At 59.1% G+C, this 25,091-nt stretch carries 25 protein-coding genes and 1 tRNA gene; 11 read left to right on the plus strand and 15 right to left on the minus strand.

Going from position 1 to position 25,091, the window contains the following annotated elements; genetic code table 11:
• On the plus strand, positions 1 to 200 hold a 200-nt coding region (locus ACR0K9_RS13350; RefSeq protein WP_480823868.1), incomplete at its 5' end, for a hypothetical protein.
• 9 nt (positions 201 to 209) lie between these two features.
• Here ACR0K9_RS13350 and ACR0K9_RS13355 read toward each other — a convergent pair.
• Positions 210 to 626, minus strand: a complete 417-nt coding sequence (locus ACR0K9_RS13355) for a hypothetical protein (protein ID WP_480823869.1) — start codon at positions 624 to 626, stop codon at positions 210 to 212.
• 166 nt (positions 627 to 792) lie between these two features.
• On the opposite strand from ACR0K9_RS13355, the gene ACR0K9_RS13360 reads away from it, so the two are divergent.
• Positions 793 to 2,427, plus strand: coding sequence for a winged helix-turn-helix domain-containing tetratricopeptide repeat protein (locus ACR0K9_RS13360; RefSeq protein ID WP_480823871.1), 1,635 nt, complete (start codon positions 793 to 795; stop codon positions 2,425 to 2,427).
• A 50-nt stretch (positions 2,428 to 2,477) separates the two neighbouring features.
• Here ACR0K9_RS13360 and ACR0K9_RS13365 read toward each other — a convergent pair whose 3' ends face one another.
• The 4 genes from ACR0K9_RS13365 to ACR0K9_RS13380 form a co-directional block, all read right to left on the minus strand.
• A complete protein-coding gene (locus ACR0K9_RS13365; RefSeq protein ID WP_480823873.1) occupies positions 2,478 to 4,397 on the minus strand; it encodes an adenylate/guanylate cyclase domain-containing protein in 1,920 nt (639 codons plus the stop codon).
• Between the two features lie 981 nt (positions 4,398 to 5,378).
• Positions 5,379 to 6,434: a sterol desaturase family protein gene (locus tag ACR0K9_RS13370; protein ID WP_480823875.1), complete on the minus strand. Its 1,056-nt coding sequence runs from the start codon at positions 6,432 to 6,434 to the stop codon at positions 5,379 to 5,381.
• A gap of 100 nt (positions 6,435 to 6,534) precedes the next feature.
• Positions 6,535 to 7,281, minus strand: a complete 747-nt coding sequence (locus tag ACR0K9_RS13375) for a 3-methyl-2-oxobutanoate hydroxymethyltransferase (protein ID WP_480823877.1) — start codon at positions 7,279 to 7,281, stop codon at positions 6,535 to 6,537.
• A gap of 18 nt (positions 7,282 to 7,299) precedes the next feature.
• The gene (locus tag ACR0K9_RS13380; protein ID WP_480823879.1) at positions 7,300 to 8,265 is read right to left on the minus strand and encodes an NAD(P)-dependent oxidoreductase; all 966 of its coding nucleotides are present in this window, start codon (positions 8,263 to 8,265) and stop codon (positions 7,300 to 7,302) included.
• A 131-nt stretch (positions 8,266 to 8,396) separates the two neighbouring features.
• Between ACR0K9_RS13380 and ACR0K9_RS13385 the strand changes: the two genes are divergently transcribed.
• A complete protein-coding gene (locus tag ACR0K9_RS13385) occupies positions 8,397 to 9,272 on the plus strand; it encodes a LysR substrate-binding domain-containing protein (protein ID WP_480823881.1) in 876 nt (291 codons plus the stop codon).
• Between the two features lie 47 nt (positions 9,273 to 9,319).
• Here ACR0K9_RS13385 and ACR0K9_RS13390 read toward each other — a convergent pair whose 3' ends face one another.
• Both ACR0K9_RS13390 and ACR0K9_RS13395 read right to left on the minus strand, forming a co-directional pair.
• Positions 9,320 to 10,504 carry a pyridoxal phosphate-dependent aminotransferase gene (locus ACR0K9_RS13390; RefSeq protein ID WP_480823883.1) on the minus strand — a complete coding sequence of 395 codons (1,185 nt, stop codon included), beginning with the start codon at positions 10,502 to 10,504 and terminating at the stop codon, positions 9,320 to 9,322.
• Positions 10,501 to 11,160, minus strand: coding sequence for a TetR/AcrR family transcriptional regulator (locus ACR0K9_RS13395; protein WP_480823885.1), 660 nt, complete (start codon positions 11,158 to 11,160; stop codon positions 10,501 to 10,503). Before ACR0K9_RS13395 ends, ACR0K9_RS13390 begins: the two co-directional genes overlap by 4 nt.
• A gap of 194 nt (positions 11,161 to 11,354) precedes the next feature.
• Between ACR0K9_RS13395 and ACR0K9_RS13400 the strand changes: the two genes are divergently transcribed.
• On the plus strand, positions 11,355 to 12,314 hold the full coding sequence (locus ACR0K9_RS13400) for an isopenicillin N synthase family dioxygenase (RefSeq protein WP_480823887.1): 960 nt from the start codon (positions 11,355 to 11,357) through the stop codon (positions 12,312 to 12,314).
• 133 nt (positions 12,315 to 12,447) lie between these two features.
• Here the strand turns inward: ACR0K9_RS13400 and ACR0K9_RS13405 are convergent, their stop codons facing one another.
• The 4 genes from ACR0K9_RS13405 to ACR0K9_RS13420 all read right to left on the minus strand — a co-directional run bounded on the left by ACR0K9_RS13405 (position 12,448) and on the right by ACR0K9_RS13420 (position 14,865).
• The gene (locus tag ACR0K9_RS13405; RefSeq protein ID WP_480823889.1) at positions 12,448 to 13,290 is read right to left on the minus strand and encodes a fumarylacetoacetate hydrolase family protein; all 843 of its coding nucleotides are present in this window, start codon (positions 13,288 to 13,290) and stop codon (positions 12,448 to 12,450) included.
• A gap of 19 nt (positions 13,291 to 13,309) precedes the next feature.
• Complete coding sequence (locus tag ACR0K9_RS13410) at positions 13,310 to 14,065, minus strand: SDR family oxidoreductase (protein WP_480823891.1); 756 nt, start codon at positions 14,063 to 14,065, stop codon at positions 13,310 to 13,312.
• 260 nt (positions 14,066 to 14,325) lie between these two features.
• A tRNA-Ala gene (locus ACR0K9_RS13415) sits at positions 14,326 to 14,401 on the minus strand.
• A 140-nt stretch (positions 14,402 to 14,541) separates the two neighbouring features.
• Positions 14,542 to 14,865, minus strand: a complete 324-nt coding sequence (locus ACR0K9_RS13420; protein WP_480534570.1) for a TIGR02300 family protein — start codon at positions 14,863 to 14,865, stop codon at positions 14,542 to 14,544.
• A gap of 100 nt (positions 14,866 to 14,965) precedes the next feature.
• On the opposite strand from ACR0K9_RS13420, the gene ACR0K9_RS13425 reads away from it, so the two are divergent.
• From ACR0K9_RS13425 to ACR0K9_RS13435, 3 genes are all read left to right on the plus strand, one after another.
• Entirely contained in the window at positions 14,966 to 15,658 is a 693-nt protein-coding gene (locus tag ACR0K9_RS13425; protein ID WP_480823893.1) for a M48 family metallopeptidase, read from the plus strand.
• A 30-nt stretch (positions 15,659 to 15,688) separates the two neighbouring features.
• Entirely contained in the window at positions 15,689 to 16,336 is a 648-nt protein-coding gene (locus ACR0K9_RS13430; RefSeq protein ID WP_480534574.1) for a GntR family transcriptional regulator, read from the plus strand.
• 112 nt (positions 16,337 to 16,448) lie between these two features.
• Positions 16,449 to 17,579: a lytic murein transglycosylase gene (locus tag ACR0K9_RS13435; RefSeq protein ID WP_480823895.1), complete on the plus strand. Its 1,131-nt coding sequence runs from the start codon at positions 16,449 to 16,451 to the stop codon at positions 17,577 to 17,579.
• A 3-nt stretch (positions 17,580 to 17,582) separates the two neighbouring features.
• Here ACR0K9_RS13435 and ACR0K9_RS13440 read toward each other — a convergent pair whose 3' ends face one another.
• The 3 genes from ACR0K9_RS13440 to ACR0K9_RS13450 all read right to left on the minus strand — a co-directional run bounded on the left by ACR0K9_RS13440 (position 17,583) and on the right by ACR0K9_RS13450 (position 20,148).
• On the minus strand, positions 17,583 to 18,545 hold the full coding sequence (locus ACR0K9_RS13440; RefSeq protein WP_480823897.1) for an acetyl-CoA carboxylase carboxyltransferase subunit alpha: 963 nt from the start codon (positions 18,543 to 18,545) through the stop codon (positions 17,583 to 17,585).
• 102 nt (positions 18,546 to 18,647) lie between these two features.
• Positions 18,648 to 19,331 carry a hypothetical protein gene (locus tag ACR0K9_RS13445; protein WP_480823899.1) on the minus strand — a complete coding sequence of 228 codons (684 nt, stop codon included), beginning with the start codon at positions 19,329 to 19,331 and terminating at the stop codon, positions 18,648 to 18,650.
• A 223-nt stretch (positions 19,332 to 19,554) separates the two neighbouring features.
• Positions 19,555 to 20,148: a LysE family translocator gene (locus ACR0K9_RS13450; protein WP_480824192.1), complete on the minus strand. Its 594-nt coding sequence runs from the start codon at positions 20,146 to 20,148 to the stop codon at positions 19,555 to 19,557.
• A 119-nt stretch (positions 20,149 to 20,267) separates the two neighbouring features.
• Between ACR0K9_RS13450 and ACR0K9_RS13455 the strand changes: the two genes are divergently transcribed.
• Positions 20,268 to 20,852 carry a PA14 domain-containing protein gene (locus tag ACR0K9_RS13455; protein ID WP_480823901.1) on the plus strand — a complete coding sequence of 195 codons (585 nt, stop codon included), beginning with the start codon at positions 20,268 to 20,270 and terminating at the stop codon, positions 20,850 to 20,852.
• Between the two features lie 49 nt (positions 20,853 to 20,901).
• On the opposite strand, the gene ACR0K9_RS13460 is transcribed toward ACR0K9_RS13455, so the two are convergent.
• Positions 20,902 to 21,864 carry an L-malyl-CoA/beta-methylmalyl-CoA lyase gene (locus ACR0K9_RS13460; RefSeq protein ID WP_480823905.1) on the minus strand — a complete coding sequence of 321 codons (963 nt, stop codon included), beginning with the start codon at positions 21,862 to 21,864 and terminating at the stop codon, positions 20,902 to 20,904.
• Positions 21,865 to 22,156: 292 nt separating this feature from the next.
• Here ACR0K9_RS13460 and dgcN point away from each other — a divergent pair, with 292 nt between their 5' ends.
• From dgcN to ACR0K9_RS13475, 3 genes are all read left to right on the plus strand, one after another.
• Entirely contained in the window at positions 22,157 to 23,158 is a 1,002-nt protein-coding gene (gene dgcN / locus ACR0K9_RS13465) for an N-acetyltransferase DgcN (protein WP_480534586.1), read from the plus strand.
• A 75-nt stretch (positions 23,159 to 23,233) separates the two neighbouring features.
• On the plus strand, positions 23,234 to 24,199 hold the full coding sequence (gene dgcA, locus ACR0K9_RS13470) for an N-acetyl-D-Glu racemase DgcA (RefSeq protein ID WP_480823907.1): 966 nt from the start codon (positions 23,234 to 23,236) through the stop codon (positions 24,197 to 24,199).
• 11 nt (positions 24,200 to 24,210) lie between these two features.
• Entirely contained in the window at positions 24,211 to 25,071 is an 861-nt protein-coding gene (locus tag ACR0K9_RS13475; protein ID WP_480823909.1) for a D-amino-acid transaminase, read from the plus strand.
• Positions 25,072 to 25,091 lie beyond the last annotated feature (20 nt).

The raw sequence follows: 25,091 nt of genomic DNA on the forward strand, positions 1-25,091 counted from the left end.
CTCGGTCCCATCATCGCCAATCCTCCCGCCCACTGGAAGAATTGAATCAGCAGTTCATGCATCGATCAAGGAAGAGTTTTTCAACAAAATATCCCGCATTGCGGACATTCACCGCGCATGCAGAAAAGGGCCGCTGTATTTGTACCTACCATCTTTCCTCAGTCAGAAAAATGGTAGGTCCAGAGTCAGAACCAGTTTGAAACCGAAACTCAGAGACCAGTAGACGGTTCAAAGCTGTGCAGCTCGAAAGTTCTCTTTCCATTGGCGCTGAACTTTTGGATTGAGCCCCCGACACGCAGCACTGTCATGCAGCGATAGCGCCGATTGTCGGCGGCCATGGAAACGCAAACCTTGTCTGTATCGGTGATGGCAAATGCGCCGGCACCGCTCCATCCACCGTTCGTAAGCTCTCCGCTCACGACATTGTTCGGGTCATAGAAAAAGCGAAATCGCTTCTCTCCCGACGTGGCTGTCACAGTATTTCCGATCAGAAGCTCAGCGATCTGATCGGCATTGAGGCGCTCGGCACCGTTGTTCAATGCCGCCTCAAGATCCGTTTCAGCGAATGCCGTGCTTCCCGTCAAAGCGAACGCGGCCGCAGTGCAAAGTGTCTTCAGTTGTGCCATATCCAATCTCCTTATTGCTTTGGGTAATGCTACGGAGCGCTAACCCCCGAAAATGCTACGCCCAGCAAATGCGTAAGGCTTGATCGGAAGCTGATTTTTTCTGACATTCCTCTGACAATCCGCAAACTTCGTTGAGCCAAGGACATGGCGGAGTGTAGGTTTCAGTATGTACCGTTTTTTAGAGTTCCAACTTGATCCGACACAGGGATTGAACCGCTGTGGCGAACCGGTTGCTCTGGAGCCTCAAGCCCTGCAATTGCTGGAGTTTCTCGTCAGGAACCGAGACAGGATTGTTAGCAAGCAAGAGATTATTGACGAGATTTGGGACGGCGCAGCGATCACGGATGCTGCGCTGAACACGCGCATTCGGTCAGTACGCAAGGCCTTGGGCGACACTGCGGCAAGCTCGGACTACATCAAAACCTTTCCAAAGCGCGGGTTCCAATTTGTGGCGCCGGTTGCATCGGATGACCCGCCTCAGCGCATTACCCAGGCTCCCAAACGCGGCGTTCTTGTTGCGGGTGTTCTGTTGGCTTTGGCAATCGCCATGCTGTCGCTTTCTATATTTGCCGACCGGCAGCGATTGCCGGACACCGGGAAACCTTCTCTGGCCGTTGTGCAGTTTGACAATATCGGGGACGAAAGTACGGGTCAGTATTTCGTTGATGGACTTACCGACGATCTGATTACGCATCTGTCCCGCAACCGGGAACTGTTCGTTGTGTCCAGCGCAACGATGTTCTCTTACGCGCAGGATCAGGCGACCCCGATCGAAATCGCGCGCGACCTTGGGGTTGGCTATGTTGTCCGCGGCAGTGTCCGCCGCGCCGATGGTCAGATGCGCATCAGCGGAGAACTCATTGACGTCGACAGCGCCGAAACCATCTGGGCCGAGGTTTTTGATCGTCAGGTAACGGATGTCTTTGACGTTCAGGACGAGATCAGTCGAGCCATCGCGGGTCAGTTGTTGCCCGAGATTTATCAGTCCGGCGAAGAACGATCGCAGGAAAAGCCGACCGAGGACATGGGTGCATGGGATCTGTATTTGCGCGGTCGGGCGCGGCAGTCCGTGTTTTCGCAAGAGGCCCAGCAGGACGCGGTGACGTTTGCACAGTCCGCCATCGCAGTGGATCCGGAATTCGCGGCAGCGCACAGCCTGTTAGCTCGCGCGCTGGGAACGATATTCTTCTTTCAGTGGTCGGATACCCCTCAGGACACGTTGATTGCCGCGACTGAGGCGGCCAAGCGAGCAATTGAACTGGACGATCAGGACGCGCAGGCGCATGCGGCCCTCGGCTATATCTACCGCTTTACAGGAGAGGCCGATCCAGCCATCGCAAATCTCGAACGCGCTGTCGCGCTCAACCCCAACGACGCGCGTATTCGGCTGGAATTGGCGCATACTTATGACTGGTTTCGTATGCAGGACCGCGCCCTGCCAGAGATAGAGATGGCGATCCGGTTAAGCCCGCGCGATCCGCTTCTTCAAAACATGTACTTCTACCAGGGTCATATCTTGTTTCATCTTGAGCGCTACGAAGAAGCGCTGGACGCAGCCCGGCAATTAGGCGCGGTGGCAACAAGCAATACTTGGCGGCTGTTTCATCACTTGTTGAGCGCGGCCACTCTTGCCGAGATGGGTAGGGAAGACGATGCCCAAGAGGCCGTCAAAGCTGCGCTTGAGATCAACCCCAAACTGTCAATCTCAGCGATGCGGAGACAATTCGCTGGGTCAAAGAACCATCCTGAAAACCGACGGATCTGGCTGGCAAGCCTGCAAAGAGCGGGTGTGCCCGAATAAGAACCGGCGCCAGACTTGGCACCACACTATGCCTTACCACGCCCTGTCGGTTAGCCTGAACTATCATTATCCTGAAGCGGGGCAAACCGTCCCTCGGGCATGTTCACGGCTCTGTAGGCTTCGACGAAAGGCAAGATGTGTTCATCAGGGCGCGCAAAGCGCCGATACATCCAGACAATGTCAGCAATTTTTATACCCGGACGGACTTTGTTCAGCCTGTCCCGCGCGGCAATGGCAGCATCGCGCGGACCCAGTTCGGCCAAGATTGCAACCTCAATGGAAACCGACCACCAAATGTCCGGCTGTGCCCCCTTGCGGTAAGTGTTCAGCGCTGTTTCATAGTCTCCGTTCAGGAAATGATACTCAGCCAGCGCCTGATACCAGTTGGGGTCCGCTGCATTTGGGTCAAGCGCAATTGCGTTTTCGACAAGAGCAGCGCCCAAATCCAGACGCCCAGACCAAATGAACTCATAGCCGATCTGCCCTTGCAGATAACGATCAGTCCCCAATGCCAGCGCCGTTTCAGCAGACGAGAAGAACCCGTCAAGATCGCGCTGAATCTGTAGCACAAGCGCCAAAAGGAAGTGAGAGCGCGCAGAATAAGGGTTCAGCGACACCGCGTTCCGCGCCGCCTCTTCTGCACGGTGGATTTTCTCATCCTGCGTCCCTGGATATAGCCCGGTAAAAAGCTTCACATCCGTCAGCAGTGCCTCGGCCAATTGCGCCCACCCGCGCCAATACTCGGGTTCCTCTTCGACGACCCGCAGGATACAGCCGCGGACGCGCTCTTGCATATCTCGTCGGTTCAGAAACCCAACCCGCAGCAGAGAACATTCATAAGACGACAGATGTTCCGGAGGTTTCGCTCGCGCATGACCCGCATGAATGCGCTTGATCGCCCCGCCCGCGTCACCCACAGCCGAGGCCACTTTTTCGGTAATGTTCAGCTGAACGTCCAGAATATTAGAAGTGGTGAGGCTTTCGTCATACGCGTCCGACCAGACCTGAAGCCCCGAGCTTGTGTCTATCAATCGCGCTGTCACACGCAGACGATCTGCAACCTGCCGGACAGTACCTTCCAGCACATAGTCTGCACCGAATTTCTGCCGGATACTGCGCGGGTCACTTTCCTCGGGCCGGACGGAATGGGTGGATTGGCGGGATAGGACGTTGAGGTCCTGGTAGCTCCCCAGCTCAACAATGATGTCTTCACCAATGCCTACAGCCAATAAATCGCGGGCGTCCGTATTGCTAAGGTTTTGAAATGGCAGAACCGCAACGGTCGGACCTGTTGGCTCTGTCAACAAAGCGGCTTCATCAAAGGTCAGGGCGTCGGGCGGCTCGGGACCAAAGCTGATCCACCACGTTAACAAACCCGCAACGCCCAGACCAACCAGCACCGATGCACCGGTCATCAATGGTAGCTTGTTTGATCGCCGTTTGAAGGCGGGCGCTCTGTCGGGCATGACGCGGAAAACTCGAACCGGTTCAGCGATGTTCTTTAGGTTTTTCAGACCGAGATCCTCAAATCCGGCATCCACCTTGCCCATTGCCTGGTGCACGACACTCTCAGAAACCGCGACACCACCTGGGTCAGCCAGACCTTCAATGCGGGAGGCAACATTCACCCCATCACCATAGAGGTCCCCATCGGCGATCATGACATCACCGAGGTTTATCCCGATCCGAAGTTGCAACCGCGACCCGTTGGCGAGGGTTGGAGCAGCCTCAGCCATTGCCCGCTGGATCTCGACGCCACAGGTTACGGCATCGACAACCGAAGCGAATTCGACAAGAGCACCATCCCCCATCAACTTGACGAGGCGCCCGTGATGTCTGGCAATTGCGGGATCAAAAATCTCTGAACGCAGAGTTTTGAGGGCGGACAATACCCCTGCCTCGTCGCTGCCCATCAACGACGAATACCCAACGACATCGGCAGCCATGATCGCGGCGAGTCGGCGCTGCATAGAACCCTCCTGCTCGCAGTCTAACTGATGTCACGAAATATCGACAATGCGCAGCCTCTGAGTAGTCCAGTTAAATTTGGCTTTCATAACCGAGGCTGAACGTCCGCTTCGCCTCGTAAGGCATAACCTGCTTGCACCCGCAGTGGAGGTCAGCTCTTCGCCCTTGGTACAGGAGATCGATGTCGCGATGCGCAGATTGCAGAAGTCGGGGTTTGCGACGTGAATTCACGCTATGTCCGCAACTCGGACATTGATGCCCGGGAACTCGCTGCGGTCATTATGAACGACCGCTTTTCTTTTTGCGGCGCAGCTGAAAGCTTCAGTCGATTTTACGCCGCATCTGCGAGCGTCAGAGCTGGATCATGTCCGGTAAGGGCTCAGTGCGGACCTTGAAACGGGTTTCTTGATTGTTACTTTTTCGTCCAAAGCGGCCATTATTTCAAACAGACAGGGAATGCTTAGAGATGGCTTTTTAGATTAATAGTTCCGTTAACGTCCGGTATAGGCCAAATCCTGCTCCCGCAACCAAACATCTAGGTAGGATATCAAACACTTAGCCTCGCATCACGCGGGGCTTTTTGCTTCACGCCATTGGCAGTGGATGCGCTGTGGAAGCAAGCGGAGCCAATTGAGAATGTGGCAACGCGCAACAGGCATAACTCCACCAAACATTCGAATAAAGTCGCGATGAGCCCTGACCGGAAATCTGGCAGCATTTGACGCCTCGCCGGTACAGCGAGTAGCTAGTTCACGAGAACCGGACATTCGGTTTCACACAGCAAATAGCGGGGGAGTGCAGAGGTGGTCTCAGGTTTTTTACCAGTTTGCAGCCCTGTTTAAGATGGATCTTGGTTTCGGTTCCCGCAAGGACCTGCATCCTTTGCTTCCAAAACTACCAAGCAAAGCGTCTATAAATTTAGGGGCACCCAAAACTCCATCTCAGAACGAGGGAAGTTCCGGGATTCAGAGCGTTGGTTTCTGTTAAGACCTGGGATTGTTCACCGAACCCTGCGCATGCATCTGGCGTTTGCGATCACGCGTGATACGTGTCGCCTCTTCCGAGCCGTCATGAAAGGTGCCGAACCACTTGTCCCAGGGCATCTCGGCATTACCATAGTTGCATTCGTAGTACCGGTGGTGCAGCTGGTGAAAAAACGCACCGATCAGCAGGGCCTGACGGTCCTTTGCCCAGATTGCCTCATATCCTGAATGCGATGACGCCGCGCCCAGCATCAGCCAATAGCCGAGAAAGATCATGTGAACCGGGTGGCTGGGCAGAACCAGCACGATCAGGATAGCGCTGAGATAGCCGAACGCCTCGACCGGGTGCATCGACATGCCTGACCAGGGGCCGGTGTTGACGTTGCGGTGATGTACGGCGTGGACGTGTTTATAGATAAACGGCTGGTGCAGAAACAGATGCACCACGTAGAAATGGAAGCTTTGCCAGATCGCCAGCACCGGGAACAGCGCGATGAACCAGATCGGGTGCGCTGCAAAGCTGAGCGTGCCGATATAATCGTTCGCGTACATCCAGCGCAGAAAGCACTCCAGCAGCGACAGGAAAGGCGCCCCGAAGACCAGCGAATAATACATGTTGTCCCAGGTCTGATAGCCGAACTTATAGAGCGCATTCTTGCGCTTCATGTAGGGACGCGGGTCGTATTTCAGCAGCTTTCCCTGCCCGTCGACCCCATAGAACCACATGTGCAGGCCACCGGCGACGATCAGAAGCAACGCCCAGTTTCGGATGAACACCCAGGACATCCAGCCAAAGGCATAAGAGGCTTGTTCTGGCCCAACTGGTTGCAGCCAGAACGCCACTACAAAGGCCAGCACCAGAAAGATCGAGCGGTCCGAGAATTGCAGCCAGTTCTGCCAGACCCATTTCCCCAGCACACCCAGTTTCGGCGGCCAGTTCCAATAGGGGGCATATCTTACCGGCAATTCCGGATGCCAATGCCATTCACGGCTCATCGGGCCGGGCTTGGGCTGGGTTGTTGCGCTGTCTTGCGGATTGGTATCTGCGGTCGTCATGGGGTTTCCCTTTCCTGAATAAAGTAGCCTTGGTTTCAGGGCCGGGCCGGAGGTGGCTCGTAGGGATATTTTCGTGATGGCCGGCAATACATGATCGGGCCTATTCGTGGAACGGGCGGCGCTTGTCCAGCGCCTCGCGCAGCTTGTCCTGCTCGCCGGGTTTCATTGCAATGCCGGTCGCTGCATCCGGGTAACTGCCATCCAGCACCGCGCTGCGATAGGCGGTCAGACCCTTCATCCGTTCGGCTTTCAGCTTGGCGCGGGCACCGGCCATGTCCGCAAAGGCCTTGGCATGACGTGGCGGGTTTTCGGTGTCTCCGCAGGCGTCTTCCTGAAACAGAAAGATCACATCCGCCACCCCGCCGGACCCGATCGAATGGGTGAACAGCCCGGTGCGCGGGCTGATCTCGGCAATCGCCACATCGGCCACGCATTCCAGCTCGACCGCATAGGCGCCGGCGTCCTCCAGACGGCGCAGATCCTCGGCCAGTTGCATCGCCTCATCCGCCAGCAGCTCGACCGCCTTGAAACTGCGCAGGGTATATACCGCGTCTGCCCCCGCGGCAGCGGCGCGGATACCGGCACGCAGGATGTCCTGATGGGTTTCGTAATCGCTAGCCATCAGCGCGGCGGTGGTAAAGGTGTTGGGGGCACCTGCGCGCACCTCATGCAGATCGTGGTCGACAATCGAAAGATGATCGATCCCGGCCGTTTCGGCAGCGGCAGCTTCGGTTCGGTTGACGGCAGTGGTCTGGACAAATTTGCGCCTGCCCTTGCCCGCCCTGATATCCGCAACCGTCAGGTTGCGGGTCGCGGGATATCCGCCAAAGGTATAGATCCGTTTCATCGCTGCCGCCGTCCTGTCTTATTCGGCTGCTTTCAGCTGCGAGCCCTGCGGGATCACCTCATACCCCGGTTCTTCCGGTTCATCGTCCAGCATCTCGGGCGGGAAGCCCGGTGCGCGGATATCCAGACCGGTGGCCTCTTCCAGACGGCGGATGATGTTGGGCGAGTATTCCCGCTCGCCATAGCGCGAAATTCCGTCTTCAAAAATCTGAACCAGCATGGGTGAAATTTCCAGCGGCACGTTGTGGCGGTCAGCGACCTGCTGGAACAGGCCCGCGTCCTTTTTCACCAGATCCATGGTGAATGAGATATCGCGGCTCCCGTTCAGGATCACCTGACTTTCAGTCTCATGCACGAAAGATGTGCCCGAGCTGATTTTTATCGCCTCATAGGTGGTGTTCAGATCCATGCCTGCGGCTTTGGCGGTGACCAGCGCTTCGCAGCAGGTGATCAGGTTGGCGGTCGCCAGATAGTTGGTGACAACCTTCAGCACGGAGGCCGAGCCCAGATCGCCGGTGTGCAGAATGCGACGGCCCATGGTTTTCAGAAACGGCGCAATCCTGTCGAACGTGGCCCGGTCGCAGCCCGCGAAGATCGAGATATTGCCGGTCGCGGCCCGGTGGCAGCCGCCTGACACGGGGCAATCCACAGCTGCGCCGCCCGCGTCCATCACCATGGCCCCAAGGCGCTTGACCTCAGCCTCGTCAGTGGTGGACATCTCCATCCAGATCTTGCCATCGGTCACTTCGGGCAGCATCTGCTGCATTACCGCATCCGAGGCCGCGGGCGACGGCAGACACGTGATCACCGCATCGCAATCGCGCATCAGTTGGGCGGGGTTTTCCGCCGCTTTGGCGCCCCGGCTGACGAATTCCGCAACCAGATCTTCGTTCAGGTCATGAACCGTCAGATCAATGCCATTGCGCAGCAACGAACCCGAGAGTTTCCCCCCAACATTCCCTAGACCGATAAATCCTACTTTCATGCGGGTGCTCCTGTTTTTCGATGCGAATTGAAGATATGTCGTGATGACAGTCACGAGAAGCTAGTGGCGTTTGCTTCCTCGTGTAAAATGAATAAAACAGCCGGTAATGACCAATAATATTTGGTGCTAAAATGTCGAAATCGCCGAACCTGACCTGGCTCCGCTCCTTTGACAGTGCCGCCCGGCATATGAGCTTCACCGCCGCTGCGGCTGAACTTGGTATCACGCAAACCGCGCTGAGCCTGCATGTTCGCTCGCTCGAGGCGCAGCTGGGCTGTCCTTTGTTCTTTCGCGCGGCGCGCAATCTCAGTCTGACCGAGGTCGGCCAGGCCTACGCGTTCTCGGTCCGGCGGGCCTTGGGCGATATTGATCTGTCGACATCAAGCCTGTTCGGGGCCAACCAGTCACAAGAACTGGTCGTGCGGGTGCCGATCTCGACCGCCGCTTTGTTTCTGGCGCACAGGCTACCAGGCTTCTCTCGGAAGCATCCCAATTTCTCGATCAGGCTGGTGTCGAACATTTGGGCAGAGTCTGCAGGGCGCGAGAATGTCGATGTCGAGCTGCGTCTGGGCAAAGGTGAATGGAGCGACGCCCCTTTCCAAAAGATTTCGCAGGAGCGGATCGTTCCCATCGCTTCCCGAGAAACCGGGGCGGAAAAGGCGTCTGCCGAGGATCTTCTGCACATGCCGCAGATACAGATTCTGGGGTTTCAGAACATGTGGCAGCGGTATTTTTCTGCGCTCGAACTGGATTACCCGGTCCCTTCATCCTCCCTCACGGTGGATACGACCGTCGCTGCAGTGGATATCGCGGCGGCTGGCGGCGGGTATGCGGTGGTTCTTGAGCGGTTTGCCAAAACCGCCATTGAAACAGGCCGGTTCATTGCGATTGTGGGCGATGCGGTTCCGATCGAACAAAGCCATTTTCTTGTCGGCGGCCAGAAATCCAAAGCCAACGATCCGGCCAGACAGGTTTTTGAGCAATGGATCAAGGAGGTGTTTGCCTGACTGCCCCCCGTCTTGCGATGACGAGGGCTCGCCGGTCGTCTGAGTGGTCATGTGACGCTCTGACCTATCTTATTGGCGTGGGTGATGATGCGGTCCAGTGCGGTGGCAAACTGCGCGTCCTCAATGGTAAGGGCGACCCGCACCCAGTCCCTCAGGCTTTCGCCAAAGGCCGAGCCGGGCATGACCGAGACGCCATTTTCCAGCAGATCCCAGGCATAGGCGTCGCCGTCCAGTCCGCTGGCCGACACATTGACCAGCGCAAACATTCCGGCATCCGGGCGTTGAACAAACAGCCCGGTCTCAGCGTGCAGCCGATGCGCGAGCAATCTCGCACGCGCGGCGAAGCGGGACACCATGCCAGCCGCGACCGATGATCCGTCGCGCACGGCTTTTTCAGTCATGTCGGCGATGAAAGGTTGGTTGCCGAACAACATTGTTTCCGAGACGGGCAGCAGCGCATCGCAGAATGCGGCAGGCCCGACGCACCAACCGCTGCGAAACCCCGGTGCTGCGTGTGACTTGGAAATCGATGAGACGGCGATGACCCGATCAGCCAGCGCCGGATCAGAGAGCGGAGACACGAACTTGGCCCCGTTGAACACCAGATGCTCATACACTTCGTCTGAGATGATCCAGAGATCGTGTTTGATGGCCAGTTCGCCGATATCCCTCAGATCCGCGGCGCTGAGGATGGCCCCTGTGGGGTTGTGCGGAGTGTTCAGCAGGATGGCACGGCTGCGCGGGGTGATGCGGGCGGCAAGGTCCGCAGCCTGCAGCCGAAAGCCATTCTCAGGAAGCAGCGGTACTGCGACGGGTTCGGCGCCCGAGGCGCGGATCACGCCCTCATAGGTGGCATACATCGGATCGCCCACCAGCACCTCGGTGCCTGCCTCAGCTACGCCCTGCATCACGGCATAAAGCGCGGTTTGGGTGCCTGGGAAGCAGAGGATATTCTCGGTCCGAAACCTGCGTCCGCGACTTGCGGAATAGGCTTCTGCAAGTGCTGCGCAAAGCCCGGCCTCACCGCGTCCGTTGGAATAGCGGGTGCGCCCGGACCGCAGCGCCAGTATCGCAGCCTCGCACAGGTCTTGCGGGGCTGGAACATCGGGCTCGCCAATGGTCATTTCCACGATATCGGCTCCGGCCTCCACCAGCGCGCGCGCCTTCAGGTGTACCTCCCATTTGCCGCCGCCCAACCCGGCCAGCCGTTCGGTGATAGTACTCAGCTTCATTGGCTTTCGGCCTCCTGCGTCAGATCCAGATCAATGAGGAATGAGACCGATTGCAGACCGATCTCTGCCAGTTCATCAGGGGCGAAGGCATCGGGAAGGGCGCCGCCTTCAAGCCAGAGCCCGTCCAGAACCGCGTTGCAGGCAATGGCCAGTTGCCGCAACCGGGCAGGGGGGACGGGGCATCGCGCCTCATCCAGCGCTGCGGCGATCAGCCGTTCCAGTTCATCGCGGAACGCGGCATAGGTTTGCTCATGCGTCGCCTTCATCTGCGGGTCACGCTGTACTTTGGTCAGAAAACTTGCCCACAGCGCGATGGCGCGCGGGTCGACAACCGGAGGTGTCAGCGACGCCCGGATGAACGCAGACAATCGGGCACGGGCATTGACCGTCACACCATGCGCCAGGGCCAGTGTCTGATCGGTCAGGGTTTTCATGTGATGCGCGTAGGCGGCAACGATCAGCTCTTCCTTTGAGCTGAAGTAATGCCGGATCAGCCCTTGCGTGACGCCCGCACACCGGGCGATATCCCGCACCGTGGCGCCACGCACGCCCCGTTCGGCCACCAGATCCAGCGTGGCAAGGATCAGCGCCTCCTGCCGCGACCCGGGACTTTCTCGACTGAACTTCTTGCGTTCTGCACCCACCGGGGTTTCCATATTTGTCCGAGCCTGAAATTATACGGATGAATAATTACTGGCTTTGCAGCTTATCGCAATCTGAAAGATGTGGCGCCGGTCAACACTGGTGCAGTCCCGATGTCGCAGGAGACCGTGCCAACACCTTGCCAAAGCAAGGTTCCGTGGGGCAAACAAACTCTGTCGCAACCTTTGCAGCTTCGGAGAGACCCCGGTTGACTGAATTTTCTGAAATCCCGGTGCTTGATCTCGCGCCACTGATAAACGGCGACGACACGACCGGCTTGGCTGAAGAGTTCCTCAATGCCTATGGCAAGACCGGGTTTGGATATGTCGTCAATCACGGAATTGATCCCGCTTTGCGTGCGGCTGTGTTTGCCGCGTCGAAGGCGTTTCACGCATTGCCAGAGGCCGACAAGCAGGCAATCGCGCTCAACAAAACGCATCGCGGTTATATCGCGATCAACACCTCTACGGACGTGAATTCGGATCTGGCAGAGGTGACAAAGCCCAATCAATCCGCATCTTTCATGATGATGCGTGAAGATGCTCAGGCTGACCCTGATGTCTATCTGTCCGGACCGAACCAGTGGCCTGAACTGGATGGGTTCCGGGCCACCTGCGAGGCTTACGCGCAGGCGATGACGGGGCTGGGCCGCAAGATACTCGGGCTGGCCCTGGATTCGATCGGTGCCGAGGACCGTTCGATCCTCGCGGCATTTGAAACGCCAACGATCTGGTTGCGCCTGCTTCACTATCCCCCGCAACCTGCGCAGGCGCCGGATGATCTGTATGGATCAGCGCCGCACAAGGATTTCGGGTTTTTGACATTGCTGGCGCAGGATGATGTCGGCGGTTTGCAGGTTCAGACACCAGCTGGCCATTGGGTCGATGCCCCGCCCATAAAAGACGCGTTTGTGGTCAATGTTGGCGACATGCTGCACCGGCTGACGAACGGACGGCTTTTGTCCACCCCTCACAGAGTAATAAATTCAACAGGGCGAGAGCGTTACTCGGTGCCCTTTTTCTTCGATCCACATGTCTGGGCCGATATTGCACCTCTTGCGGAAACGGGGCCCGCAAAGTTCGGGCCTTTGAACTTTGGTGAATTCCTGCGCGGCGAACTGGAGGCCGGCTATGACGCGCATCAGGACGATGCAACCGTCAGCGACTAACCAAGACGCTTTGCTTCGCAGTGCGCCAGGCCACAACAAAGTGTCAGGCGGTCGACAACAGAAAGACCCCGAACTTATCGCTCGGGGTCGGTGATTCTGGAAACCTGTTCCAAAGCTGGTATGGAACCGCAGATCAACCGGCGACGACGTCTTGCCGTTGAACGCCCAGCCCCTCAATCCCCAATTCCATCCTGTCACCGGGTTTCAGATAGGATTGCGGGCTCTGCCCCATGCCAACACCCGGAGGCGTCCCGGTCGAGATCACGTCCCCCGGTTGCAGCGACATAAACTGAGACAGATGCGAAATGACGGTTGCCACACCGAAATGCATCGTTCTGGTCGAGCCGTCCTGATATCGATGGCCATTCACCTCAAGATACATCGGCAGGTCCTGCGGGTCGGAAATCTCGTCCCGCGTCACCAGCCAGGGGCCGATGGGGCCAAACGTGTCGGCGGATTTGCCTTTGACCCACTGGCCCGAGCGGTGCAGCTGAAAATCGCGCTCGGACAAATCGTTGACCACACAATACCCTGCCACATGGTCCATGGCGTCGGCTTCGGACACGTATTTGGCCGCTTTCCCGATGACCACGCCCAGTTCGACCTCCCAATCGGTTTTGACTGAACCACGCGGGATTTCGACCGTATCGTTCGGGCCGATGATGGCAGAGGTCGCCTTGAAGAAAATCACGGGCTCTTCTGGCAATTCCATCCCGCTTTCCGCCGCATGATCGGCATAGTTCAGGCCAATGCAGATGAACTTGCCAACCTGGCCGACACAGGCACCGATACGCGGGTTGCCATCAACTTTGGGAAGGCTGCTGTGATCTATCGACCGCAACCGTGCAAGCGTCTCATCCCCGAGTACGTCACCGGAGATATCTTCGACCACACCCGAGAGATCGCAAATGACACCCTCAGCATCGAGCAGCCCGGGTTTTTCAGCGCCCTGCGGGCCAAAGCGTAGCAATTTCATATCGTGTTTCCTTTGTCGCTCAGATCGTCCAGCCGCCATCAATACCGAATGGCTGACCGGTTGTGTATGTGCTGGCATCGCTGGCCAGATAAAGCGCGAGTTCCGCGACCTCTTCAGCAGTGCCGATCCGGCCCATCGGCTGCCGCGCGATGAAATCGGACTTTGCCTGCTCATAGTCCCCCGTTGCGCGCAGCCGTTCCTGCAGGCTGGGGCTGTCGACCGTGCCGGGGCAGATCGCGTTGCAGCGGATGCCCTGGGTCACAAAATCGGCAGCGATGGATTTGGTCAACCCGATGACAGCCGCTTTCGAGGCGCAATAGGCAAACCGGTTTGGTACACCTTTCATGGAGGAGGCAACGGATGACATGTTGATGATCGACCCGCCACCGTTTTGCAGCATTCCGGGAAGGGTCAGCCGGATCAGCCGGAACATGGCTTTGACGTTGAGGTCGAAGCTGAAATCCCAGTCCCGCTCGGAACATTCAAGGATCGATCCGGCGGCAACATAACCGGCACAGTTGAACAAAACGTCCAGGTTGGGCAGCGTTGCCGCCGCAGCCTCCACCGACTCATTGTCCATAACGTCAAGCTTGAGGGTTTCGATTCCGCCCATGCGGCCGAGTTCGGCAAGAGTGGTATCGTTGATATCGCTGGCAATGACACGCGCGCCTTCCGCAGCGAACAGTTCAGAGGTTGCGCGCCCAATACCCTGACCGGCAGCCGTAATGAGAACGGTTTTGCCAGCAAGCCGGTTGGATGCGTTGAAAGTCGTCATAGGTAGCCTCGCAGTTTAACAGACAGAAGGTCGGTCAAGTTGTCTGAGGACAAGCATGCCGCAGAAAGCGACACTTCGACAGCATCTTCATTGATTCTGCGTCGAAGTTAGCCGATGCCCGACGACAAAATCCAAGCTCGCACAGATTTTAAACTTGAAAGAGGGGACGACGGGCAAATGACAACTGATATCTCGGTCGGGCGCAAAACACGCGAAATACAACGCTGAGGAGCTAATCTTTGGGATAGTCTGCTTGGATTTGGTGGAGCCTAGGGGAGTCGAACCCCTGACCTCTTGCATGCCATGCAAGCGCTCTCCCAACTGAGCTAAGGCCCCATGCAGGTACCGCCTTGGCGGTGGACGGACGTTTATGAGACGCCGCCGATGAGTTCAAGCCCAAAAAACGGAATCGATGAAAAAGTTTCGCTCGATCCCGCAGGGCTGGGACGAGGCGGCGCGGGCCGCCTCGGGTCCTGTCAGTTTTCGTCTTCCGAGGACATGTCTTTGATGTCGTCCAGCGAAACGTTGTCGCCTTCGTCATCATCGTCCAGCAGATCGTCGTCCAGTTCGACATCGACATTGTCGTCATCATCCAGAACGATATCGTCATCCGACGACGCTTCGCGCGCCTTGACCGAAGCGGCATCTTCCGCGTCAGCAGCGATCATCCGGCTCTTGCCGGTGTCCAGTTCCACGACCTCGCCTGTATAGGGGCTGACGATCGGGTCCTTGTTCAGGTCGTAAAAGCGTTTGCCGGTGGTCGGGCAGACACGCTTTACGCCCCATTCTTCCTTGGGCATATCAAATCCCCTTGATATCAGGTGAATCTCATCAATGATTCAGGTCACCTGCCACATGCGGCAGGCACTGTCAAAGCCTTTGCGCGAAGGAGATCGGCCCATGGGGCGACATGCTTTGCCGGGAACGCCCCCGGTGCCGCTGACATTGCGCAAATCGGCGCGGGCGCGGCGCATCAGTTTGCGGATTTCCCAACTGGACGGGCGGGTTACGCTGACCTACCCGACCGGGGTTGCCGAGCATGAGGCGCTGAATTTCGCGCAGCAAAAAGAGGGTTGGATTCGGGGACATCTGCAGGATCGTCCCGAAGCGGCAATGGTGCAATTCGGGCAATCTATCCCCATCGAAGGGGTCGAGCGGCGAATCGTTCCAGCCCCGGGCCGCCGGGTCGCGCTGAGTGATGCCGAAATCGCCGTGCCCGAAGGGGCCGAGGCGCGCCGTCTTGCCCGTTTTCTGAAAGAGCTGGCCCGCGACCGACTGACCGAAGCCTGCGATGATTATGCCGCGATGCTGGGGCGGTCGTACAGTACCCTGACCCTGCGCGATACGCGCTCGCGCTGGGGGTCGTGCAGTTCGGCGGGCGGGCTCATGTTCTCATGGCGTCTGATCCTGGCGCCGCCCGATATTCTGCATTACGTCGCCGCGCATGAAGTGGCGCATCTGGCTGAAATGAACCACTCACCCGCGTTCTGGGCGCAGGTCGAGCGGATCTATGGCCCCTGCAAACAGCAGCGGCGGTGGTTGCGCGACCATGGAACGCATCTGCACCGCTATCGGTTCGAGGCCAGCGGTTGACCTGAGCGGGATTTGTGATCACATAAACCCATGCTGACCACACGCACCGCCGACTCTCACACCGCCACCCATGATCGCGTCTATCGCGCGCTCCGATCCCGTATCATGCACGGTGAGATCGCGCCGGGGCAGGCGCTGACCTTGCGTGGGATCGGCAAAGAGTTTGGCGTGTCGATGACCCCGGCGCGTGAAACCGTGCGGCGGCTGGCGGCAGAGGGGGCGTTGTCGCTGTCCACATCGGGCCGCGTGTCCACGCCTGAACTGACCAGTGACCGCATCGAGGAACTGGCCGCTCTGCGCGCGCTGATCGAGGTGGAACTGGCCAGCCGGGCCTTGCCGCGGGCGCATATGGCGCTGATCGACCGGTTGCAGAGCATCAACATGAACGTGGCCGAGATGGTCACCAAACGGGATGCGGTGGGCTATATCCGCTCGAATCTGGAATTTCACCGCACGCTTTATCTGCGCGCGCAGGCCCCGGCGATGCTGGCGATTGCGGAAACCGTCTGGCTGCAGCTCGGGCCGACGATGCGCGCCCTCTATGGGCGGTTACGGCGCACCGAGCCGCCACATTACCACCGTCTGATCATCGCCGCCCTGAAGGCCGGGGACGAGCCGGGGTTGCGGCTGGCCGTGCGCTCGGACGTAACGCAAGGGCTGCGTCTGCTGGTGACCTGAGCGGCTTTTTGCCCATCGATCTAACCCGCTGATTTTAGCCGCGGCTCTTCTGGTCTGAGCGTCCGCGCTGGGTTATCGTAACTGCAAATCACAACAAGAGCAGATTTCAGTCATGATCAATCGTCGAACCTTTTCAATGGGGCTTGGGGCAAGCCTTCTGGCCGCCTGTTCCACGGGCACCGCGCCAAGCTCGGCCCCGGCAAGCCGTATGCGCGCCGTGCCGAACGCAGGCTGGGATGCCTGGGTCGCCAGCTTCAGGAACCGCGCCGCGTCTCAGGGCATTTCGCAAAGCACACTGAACCGGGCGTTTCAGGGTGCGGGCTATCTGCCCGACGTCATCGAGCGCGACCGCAATCAGGTCGAATTCAAACGCTCGCTCGAGGATTATCTGGCCATCGCTGCCTCGGACGAACGGATCAGCACCGGCAAGCAGATGCTGGTGCGCCATGCGGGAACCCTGTCGCAGATCGAGGCCAAGTATGGGGTCGACAAAGAGATCGTCGTCGCCGTCTGGGGACTGGAAAGCCGCTATGGTGCGCGGCGCGGTGACGTGCCGGTGATCTCGGCTACCTCAACGCTGGCCTATGACGGGCGGCGCGGCGCGTTCTTTGAAAAGCAACTGGTGGCCGCGCTCAGGATTGTTCAGGAGGGCGACACCACGCCCGCCAACATGACCGGCAGTTGGGCGGGCGCCATGGGGCATACGCAGTTCATTCCGACCTCGTACCTTGCCTATGCGGTGGATTTCACCGGCGATGGCCGCCGCGATATCTGGTCGGAGGATCCGGCGGATTCTTTAGCGTCGACCGCCGCCTATCTGGCGCGCGCCGGTTGGGTGCGCAGCCAGCCCTGGGGCGGAGAGGCTGGCACCGTATCCGGCACGCCGGTGGCCGTATTGCAGCCGCAGACACCCGGCCCGCGCATCGCTGTGTTCCGCAATTTTCAGGTGATCAAGCGGTACAACAACTCGGACAGCTATGCGATCGGTGTGGGTCATCTGTCCGACCGTATTGCGGGCGGCGCACCGTTTCAGGCCTCGTTCGGGCCGGATGAAAACGGGCTGACGCTGGAGGATCGCAAGGAATTGCAACGCCGTCTGACCGCATCCGGGTACGACACGCAGGGCGCGGACGGGGTGATCGGCAAGAACTCCGAGGCGGCGATCAGCGGCTATCAGCGCGCCAATGGTCTGCCGGTCACCGGCAAGCCATCGGTCGATCTGCTGCGGCGTCTGGGCGGCTGACGCTTACGCCGCCAGCCCCTTCGATCCGATATCCAGAAACTTCTGACGGCGGTCCTTGATAAGGGCCGCCGCATCCTTGCCGTCCAGCTCTTTCAGCATGGCAGCGATGGCTTCGCGCACGGCTTCCACGGCCGCCGGTCGGTCGCGATGCGCACCGCCTTTGGGCTCGGTGATGATGTGATCGCAGACGCCCAGCTTGTGCAGGTCCTGCGCCGTCAGACGCAGCGCCTCGGCCGCCTCGCGCATCTTCTCGGCATCCTTCCACAGGATCGAGGCGCAGCCTTCGGGCGAAATCACCGAATAGACCGAATGTTCCAGCATCGCCACGCGGTTCGCCGTGGCAAAAGCCACCGCACCGCCCGAACCGCCTTCGCCGATGATGACCGAGACCAGAGGTACTCCGATCTTCAGGCACATCTCGGTCGAGCGCGCGATGGCTTCGGACTGGCCGCGTTCCTCGGCGCCTTTGCCGGGATAGGCGCCGGCGGTGTCGATCAGGGTGATCACCGGCAGGCCAAATCGCCCGGCCATCTCCATCAGACGCACGGCCTTGCGATACCCTTCGGGACGGGCCATGCCGAAATTGCGCTCGATCCGCGATTTGGTGTCGCTGCCCTTTTCATGGCCGATCACCATCACCGGCTGATCGTTGAACCGTGCCAGACCGCCGATCACGGCCAGATCGTCGGCAAAGTTCCGGTCACCGGCCAGCGGGGTGAACTCGGTGAACAGCGCATCGACATAATCGTTGCAATGAGGCCGCTCCGGGTGACGCGCCACCTGGCATTTGCGCCACGGGGTCAGATCCTTGTACAGCTCGTCCAGTAGCTTGGCGGCCTTGGCATCCAGCGCGGCGGCCTCTTCGGTCACATCCATCTCTTCGTTGGCGCGGGCCAGCGCGCGCAATTCCTCGGCCTTGCCTTCAATCTCGGCCAGCGGTTTTTCGAAATCCAGATACTGGGTCATGACGCCTCTCAACGCGGAAGTTCCACGCTATATGACCTTGCCGTCAGAGGAATGCAACAGAAGGCGCATGCGGGCCCGGAAACGCGCCCGCATATGAATGGATCATTTGGCCGGGATATAACTGGACGGCAGACCATCCGCATCGGCATTGACCATATAGTACTGGTTTTCACCCGTATCCCAGACCAGAAACGCGTCGGCATTTGCCGGTTTCGTCTGCTCACCCCACGGGGCCTGAATGGTCAGTTCCCGATCGGTGGCATAGCCCAGATCCGAAACGCGCAACATCTCGACCGGTGTTGTCTTCAATGCCCCGACCAGACCCGGCGCTTTGGTCTCGAACATCGCCTGAACGTCGGGGGCCAGCGCCAGACGTTCGATCAACCGTGCGTTTTTGGCTGCAACCTCGTCCAGTGGTACCAGCTCGTAGGCCTCATCAAACGTACCTTTGCCGATGATATAGAAATCAGGGCCATCCTTGCGGAATTGCAGTGCAATGATCGAACCGGTGTTTTCGGCCAGATAGCTTTGGTCATACCCGGTGGCATCGACCGAACCCAGATTTTCGCGAATGGCATCGGGGATATCGTCGAACTGATCGCTGCTCAGCGTCCATCCAAGGATCGGTCGATCCTTGATATAGGTCTCGGCCCGAGGGCTGTTCTGGGCGACGCGTTCGGCGATCATGTCCTGCGTTTGGACACTTGTATCCTGCGCCAAAGCGGGCGTTACCGTCAGGATAGACATAAGAAGAATGTGGCGAACTAAGCTAATGAGTTTGGGCATATCGATCCTCGCTTCGGGTGCGTGATGCACCCGTTCGGTTTGCAGCCTGTTGCACCAGTATATCATGTTTGTTTCACCACGCCCGGTGAATTCAGCAAGATTTGTGGCGCGAGAGTCTGCAGAATCGGCGGCGCGGAAGACAAGGAATGATGCCGGATGACCACCAGCGAAGAAGGGCGCGTTCGGCGTGTGCTGACCGGGATCGATCTGCCTCTGAGCGGGCTCAGGGCCACAGCACTGGATAAAGCGACGCCACCAGCAGCCCCGCCATCGTCCAGTTGAACACCAGCAACCGGCGCGGATTTGTCAGCAGCCGCGCCATCTGCTGGCCCAGAACGGTCCAGACGCTGACCGAAGGCAGGTTCACCGCGCCAAATATCAGCGCGACAACGGAAATCGCCGCCAAGGTGTGGCCGGGCGTATAGGCGGTGGTTGCGGTCAGGGCCATAGCCCAGGCTTTTGGATTGACCCATTGAAAGGCTGCCGCTTGCAGGAAAGTCATAGGCCTGCCCGCGGCCTTTCCGCCCTGCGCCGGGGCGGCATGGGCGATCTTCCATGCCAGATACAGCAGATACAGAACCGACGCGATTTTGAGCAGCGTATAGCTGACCGGAAACCGGTTGAAGACCTGCACCAGCCCGGCCCCGACCAGCAGCACCATGAAAGTGAACCCAAGCCCGATCCCCAGCATATGGGGTATCGTGCGGCGAAAACCGAAATTGGCACCCGATGCCATCAGCATCAGGTTGTTGGGTCCCGGCGTGATCGACGAGACGAAGGCGAACGCAATCAGAGCCAGCAGGATGTCGTAAGTCATGTGCGCCTGAGGTTTGAATTGTGAAGCATAACCACCTTGCCCGGTGAAATTTCGCGCCATAGTGTTGATCCCAACAGGACGCTGATCGCGAGAATCGGCGCGAACTCAGGGAGAATACCATGGCTTTACTACGGATAGGAGCGCTTGTCGCCGCGTTGGCGTTGATCGCCGGTGGCAGCCTTGCCGCGCCGTTGAAACTGCAGCCCGCAAGCCCGCAGCCCTCGGGGCTCAAATCAGGGCTGAACGTCAAATATGCCTGGGCGGGAAAGCCACCTGCCAGAATTCAATCCATCGGCAGCGCCAAAAGTTTGTTAAAATCGGGTGCTCAGCCCGGCGCTCCGCTTCGCGGGCTGGATTATCGCGATACGCGTAAAGGTGACCCGGTCATGACCCACCCGGAGCACTATAATGTTGCGGCCGATATTCAGGGCTACATCAAGTTTGACGCTCCGGGCATCTATGAACTCACGACCTATTCCAATGATGGGCTGGAGGCTTGGATCGGTGGCCAGAACGTCGGGAATGCGGGAGGGTCACAACCCTGCACGAACAACGAACAGGTTGAGGTCGAAGTTCCGTCCGCCGGTTGGTACGAAGTTAAGATGTTCTATTATCAGAAATACGGCACCGCCTGCCTTATGATGAAGTGGGGAAAGAGTGGTGAAAAGCTGAAATGGGTCCCGAATAGCGCCTTTGGCCGCTGATCCGTTCCCGTGATCCAAAGGAGGCGCCCTTTCGGGCGCCGCTCTTTTTTCAGCCTCCGGCTGCGATCAGCTCGGACTGTGCCACGATCACTTCGGCCTGTTTGATCGAGGCGATGTCGACCAGGCGGCCCTTGTAGACGGTTGCGCCTTCGCCATTGGCTTTGGCCTGCTCCATCGCCGCAAGGATTTCGCGTGCCTCGGCGACGGCCTCGTCCGATGGGGTGAAGACCTGATTGGCCAATGCGATCTGTTTCGGGTGGATGGCCCATTTGCCGACCATGCCCAGCGTCGCCGACCGTCTGGCTTGCGCGATATAGCCTTCATCGTCCGAGAAATCTCCGAACGGTCCATCGACAGGCAACACGCCATGGGTGCGGCAGGCGGCAACGATGGCGGCCTGTGCCCAATGCCAGGGGTCGGACCAGTGCTTCCGGCCCTCGCGCAGCATGTAATAGTTTTCCTGCGTGCCGCCGATGCCGGTGGTCTGCATACCCATCGAGGCGGCGAAATCCGCGGCCCCGAGGCTCATTGCCTGCAGGCGCGGAGAGGATGCGGCGATCTCTTCCACATGTGCGAGGCCTGCGGCGGATTCGATGATCACCTCGAACGAGATGGGTTTGGCCCGGCCCTTGGCGCGTTCAATCGCGGTGACCAGTGCGTCCACCGCATAGATATCCGCCGCGCAGCCGACCTTGGGGATCATGATCTGATCCAGCCGGTCGCCTGCCTGTTCCAGCACGTCCACCACGTCGCGGTACCAGTAGGGCGTATCCAGCCCGTTGATGCGGACGGACATGTACTTGTTGCCCCAGTCCACTGTGTTCAGCGCCTCGATGACATTGGCGCGCGCCGTGTCCTTGTCGGAAGGAGCCACTGAATCCTCGAGGTCGAGATTGATGACATCCGCTGCCGATGCCGCCATTTTCGGGAACAGTTTCGTGTTCGAGCCGGGGCCAAACAGCTGGCAACGGTTGGGCCGCGCCGGGGCGGCAGGTTGGATGCGGAAACTCATCTGGACCTCGCGTGGGTAATGAAGTTGCGTTCTTTGCTGGCAATGGGATATTAAATTGCGCCTGGGCGCGCAAGCGGGATTGTGCATGTGCGGCATTGCGCCTGCAGCGAGGATCGAAGCCTGTCAAAATAGTGCTGAAAGTTTGATCAGTTTGAAAACTTCGAAGAATTTTGCAGGTTTGTTTAGCATCCTGCAAAATTATTGCGTGAAGTGGTGGTATGTGAAGAGAATTCGAGAAACGCTCGTTAAATCGGTTCTCTAGCTTGTGCCGGAATCAAAGGAGAGCTGCGCGATGATCGAGACACCATATCTGTTGTTTTTGGGAGATGCCCCGGACCAGCTGGCGGCCAAGGTTGCCGTCGGGATCAAGGACTGGCGGCCCGAGAATGCCGTAGGTCAATACCGGATGGAGGGCTGCAAGGCCGATCTGGGCCTGACGGACATGGATCTGGTTGAGGCGCGCGAAGCGGGCGCCAAGACCCTTGTCATCGGTGTGGCCAACCGGGGTGGCGTGATCAGCCAGGACTGGAAAAAGGTTCTGGTGATGGCGCTGGAAGAGGGGTTTGATCTGGCCTCGGGCCTGCACAACCTGCTGAGCGATGAGCCCGATCTGGTCGCCGTCGCCGAAGCCACCGGGCGCAAGCTGCACGACGTGCGGGTGCCCGAGGTCGACTATCCGATCGCCAATGGTGTCAAGCGCACCGGCAAACGCTGCCTAGCGGTGGGTACCGATTGCTCGGTCGGCAAGATGTACACGGCGATGGCGATGGAAGCCGAGATGCGCAAGCGCGGCATGAAGGCGACCTTCCGGGCGACGGGCCAGACCGGTATCCTGATCACCGGTGACGGCGTGCCGCTGGATGCGGTCGTGGCCGATTTCATGGCCGGTTCGGTGGAATGGCTGACCCCCGACAATGACGAGGATCACTGGGACCTGATCGAAGGGCAGGGATCGTTGTTCCATGTCTCGTATTCGGGAGTGACGATGGCGCTGATCCATGGCGGGCAACCGGATGCCCTGATCCTCTCGCATGAACCGACCCGCGAACATATGCGCGGTCTGCCCGGCTATCAGCAGCCCTCGCTGGAGGCATTGCGCGACACGGCGCTGAATCTGGCCCGCGTTGCCAATCCCGATTGTCAGGTCGTGGGTGTTTCGGTGAACACCCAGCACATGAGCGAGCAGGACGCGACGGCCTATCTGGCGCAGATCGAGGCGGATATGGGTCTGCCTGCGACCGATCCGTTCCGGTTCGGCTCGGGCAAACTGGTCGACGCGCTGGCCGCGATGTGATCTGAAAGACGCGCTGGTGGCGGGCATGGTCCGCCTCCGGCGGGAGTATTTTTAAAAAGATGAAGGAGCGGGCGCGTGCAGGTTGAAGTCTCTCGCGATGTGTTTCGGCTGGCGCAGGTGTTCACCATCTCGCGCGGATCACGGACCGAGGCGAAGGTACTGACGGTTCGGGTTTCGGATGGGGTGCATCAGGGCTGGGGCGAATGCGTCCCCTATGCCCGGTATGACGAGACGCTGGAGTCGGTCGAGGCCGAGATCGCAGGTCTGCCCGATGCGTTTTCGCGGCAATCGCTGATGGAGCTTCTGCCGGCAGGAGCCGCGCGCAATGCGGTGGATTGCGCCCTTTGGGATCTTGAGGCTAAGCGCGCCGGGAAACGGGTCTGGGACATGGCCGGGCTGCCGGTTCCGGGGCCCGAGATTACCGCCTATACCCTGTCTCTGGATACGCCCGAGGCGATGCAGGCGCAGGCGGCCGGGAATGCGCATCGGTCTTTGCTGAAGATCAAGCTGGGAACGCCCGATGACATGCCGCGGCTGGAAGCCGTGCGGGCGGGTGCGCCTGACGCCCGGATCATTGTGGATGCCAATGAGGGTTGGTCGGCTGAGGTCTACGCCGATCTTGCCCCTCATCTGGTGCGATTGGGTGTGGCGCTGGTGGAACAACCCTTGCCCGCGGGTGAGGATGAGGCGCTGATCGGGATGGACCGCCCAGTGCCGGTCTGCGCCGACGAGTCCTGCCATGACCGCGCCAGCCTGCCTGCGCTGAAAGGTAAATATGATGTGGTCAACATCAAGCTGGACAAGACCGGCGGCCTGACCGAAGCGCTTGAGCTGCGCAAGGCGGCGCTGGCCGGGGGCTACAAAATCATGGTGGGCTGCATGGTCGGCAGCTCTCTGGCGATGGCGCCCGCGACCCTGTTGGCGCAGGGTGCGATGGTAACGGACCTTGACGGGCCGCTTCTGTTGGCCGAAGACCGTGCCAACCCGCTGATATTTGATGACGCCGGAGTACACCCGCCCAAAGCGGTGCTCTGGGGCTGAGGAGACACGACATGACCCGCACCGTTTACGTGAATGGAGAATACCTGCCCGAGACCGAAGCAACGGTTTCGATCTTTGACCGGGGCTTTCTGATGGCGGATGCCGTTTACGAAGTGACCAGCGTTCTGGGCGGCAAGCTGATCGATTTCGACGGCCACGCGGTGCGCCTGAAACGGTCGCTGGATGAGCTGGACATGGCCGCGCCCTGCAGCAAGGACGCGTTGCTGGACATCCATCGCAAGCTGGTCGAACTGAACGCGATTGACGAGGGTCTGATCTATCTGCAGGTCACGCGCGGCAGCGATGGGGATCGGGATTTCGTATTCCCTTCAAATGACACCAAGCCCACACTGGTGCTGTTTACCCAAAGCAAGCCCGGTCTGGCCAACAGCCCGGCGGCGCAGAAGGGAATCCGCGTCATCTCGATTGACGACATCCGCTGGGGGCGTCGCGATATCAAGACGACGCAGCTGCTCTATCCGTCGCTGGGCAAGATGATGGCCAAGAAGGCCGGGGCCGACGATGCGTGGATGATCGAAGGCGGGTATGTGACCGAGGGTACCTCGAACAACGCTTATTTCGTCAAAGGCGGCAAGATCGTCACCCGCCCGCTGTCCAACGACATTCTGCACGGGATCACCCGCAAGGCCGTGCTGCGCATGGCAGCCGAGGCTCAGATGGAGGTCGAGGAACGCCTGTTCACCATCGACGAGGCAAAGCAGGCAGAGGAAGCCTTTGTCACCTCGGCCTCTACCTTTGTGATGCCGGTGGTCGAGATTGACGGTGAAGCGCTGGGCGAAGGTACGCCGGGCCCCATCGCCAAGCGGTTGCGTGAGATTTATCTGGAAGAGAGCCTGAAAGCGGCAATCTAAAGCGCTTCGGGTTAAGCCTG

The sequence above is a fragment of the Ruegeria sp. L12 genome (assembly GCF_056531745.1).

Coding starts and splice junctions, on each gene's coding strand:
- ACR0K9_RS13355 (WP_480823869.1), bottom strand. CDS start 626: ATGGCACAACTGAAGACACTTTGCACTGCGGCCGCGTTCGCTTTGACG.
- ACR0K9_RS13360 (WP_480823871.1), top strand. CDS start 793: ATGTACCGTTTTTTAGAGTTCCAACTTGATCCGACACAGGGATTGAAC.
- ACR0K9_RS13365 (WP_480823873.1), bottom strand. CDS start 4,397: ATGCAGCGCCGACTCGCCGCGATCATGGCTGCCGATGTCGTTGGGTAT.
- ACR0K9_RS13370 (WP_480823875.1), bottom strand. CDS start 6,434: ATGACGACCGCAGATACCAATCCGCAAGACAGCGCAACAACCCAGCCC.
- ACR0K9_RS13375 (WP_480823877.1), bottom strand. CDS start 7,281: ATGAAACGGATCTATACCTTTGGCGGATATCCCGCGACCCGCAACCTG.
- ACR0K9_RS13380 (WP_480823879.1), bottom strand. CDS start 8,265: ATGAAAGTAGGATTTATCGGTCTAGGGAATGTTGGGGGGAAACTCTCG.
- ACR0K9_RS13385 (WP_480823881.1), top strand. CDS start 8,397: ATGTCGAAATCGCCGAACCTGACCTGGCTCCGCTCCTTTGACAGTGCC.
- ACR0K9_RS13390 (WP_480823883.1), bottom strand. CDS start 10,504: ATGAAGCTGAGTACTATCACCGAACGGCTGGCCGGGTTGGGCGGCGGC.
- ACR0K9_RS13395 (WP_480823885.1), bottom strand. CDS start 11,160: ATGGAAACCCCGGTGGGTGCAGAACGCAAGAAGTTCAGTCGAGAAAGT.
- ACR0K9_RS13405 (WP_480823889.1), bottom strand. CDS start 13,290: ATGAAATTGCTACGCTTTGGCCCGCAGGGCGCTGAAAAACCCGGGCTG.
- ACR0K9_RS13410 (WP_480823891.1), bottom strand. CDS start 14,065: ATGACGACTTTCAACGCATCCAACCGGCTTGCTGGCAAAACCGTTCTC.
- ACR0K9_RS13420 (WP_480534570.1), bottom strand. CDS start 14,865: ATGCCCAAGGAAGAATGGGGCGTAAAGCGTGTCTGCCCGACCACCGGC.
- ACR0K9_RS13425 (WP_480823893.1), top strand. CDS start 14,966: ATGGGGCGACATGCTTTGCCGGGAACGCCCCCGGTGCCGCTGACATTG.
- ACR0K9_RS13430 (WP_480534574.1), top strand. CDS start 15,689: ATGCTGACCACACGCACCGCCGACTCTCACACCGCCACCCATGATCGC.
- ACR0K9_RS13435 (WP_480823895.1), top strand. CDS start 16,449: ATGATCAATCGTCGAACCTTTTCAATGGGGCTTGGGGCAAGCCTTCTG.
- ACR0K9_RS13440 (WP_480823897.1), bottom strand. CDS start 18,545: ATGACCCAGTATCTGGATTTCGAAAAACCGCTGGCCGAGATTGAAGGC.
- ACR0K9_RS13445 (WP_480823899.1), bottom strand. CDS start 19,331: ATGCCCAAACTCATTAGCTTAGTTCGCCACATTCTTCTTATGTCTATC.
- ACR0K9_RS13450 (WP_480824192.1), bottom strand. CDS start 20,148: ATGACTTACGACATCCTGCTGGCTCTGATTGCGTTCGCCTTCGTCTCG.
- ACR0K9_RS13455 (WP_480823901.1), top strand. CDS start 20,268: ATGGCTTTACTACGGATAGGAGCGCTTGTCGCCGCGTTGGCGTTGATC.
- ACR0K9_RS13460 (WP_480823905.1), bottom strand. CDS start 21,864: ATGAGTTTCCGCATCCAACCTGCCGCCCCGGCGCGGCCCAACCGTTGC.
- dgcN (WP_480534586.1), top strand. CDS start 22,157: ATGATCGAGACACCATATCTGTTGTTTTTGGGAGATGCCCCGGACCAG.
- ACR0K9_RS13475 (WP_480823909.1), top strand. CDS start 24,211: ATGACCCGCACCGTTTACGTGAATGGAGAATACCTGCCCGAGACCGAA.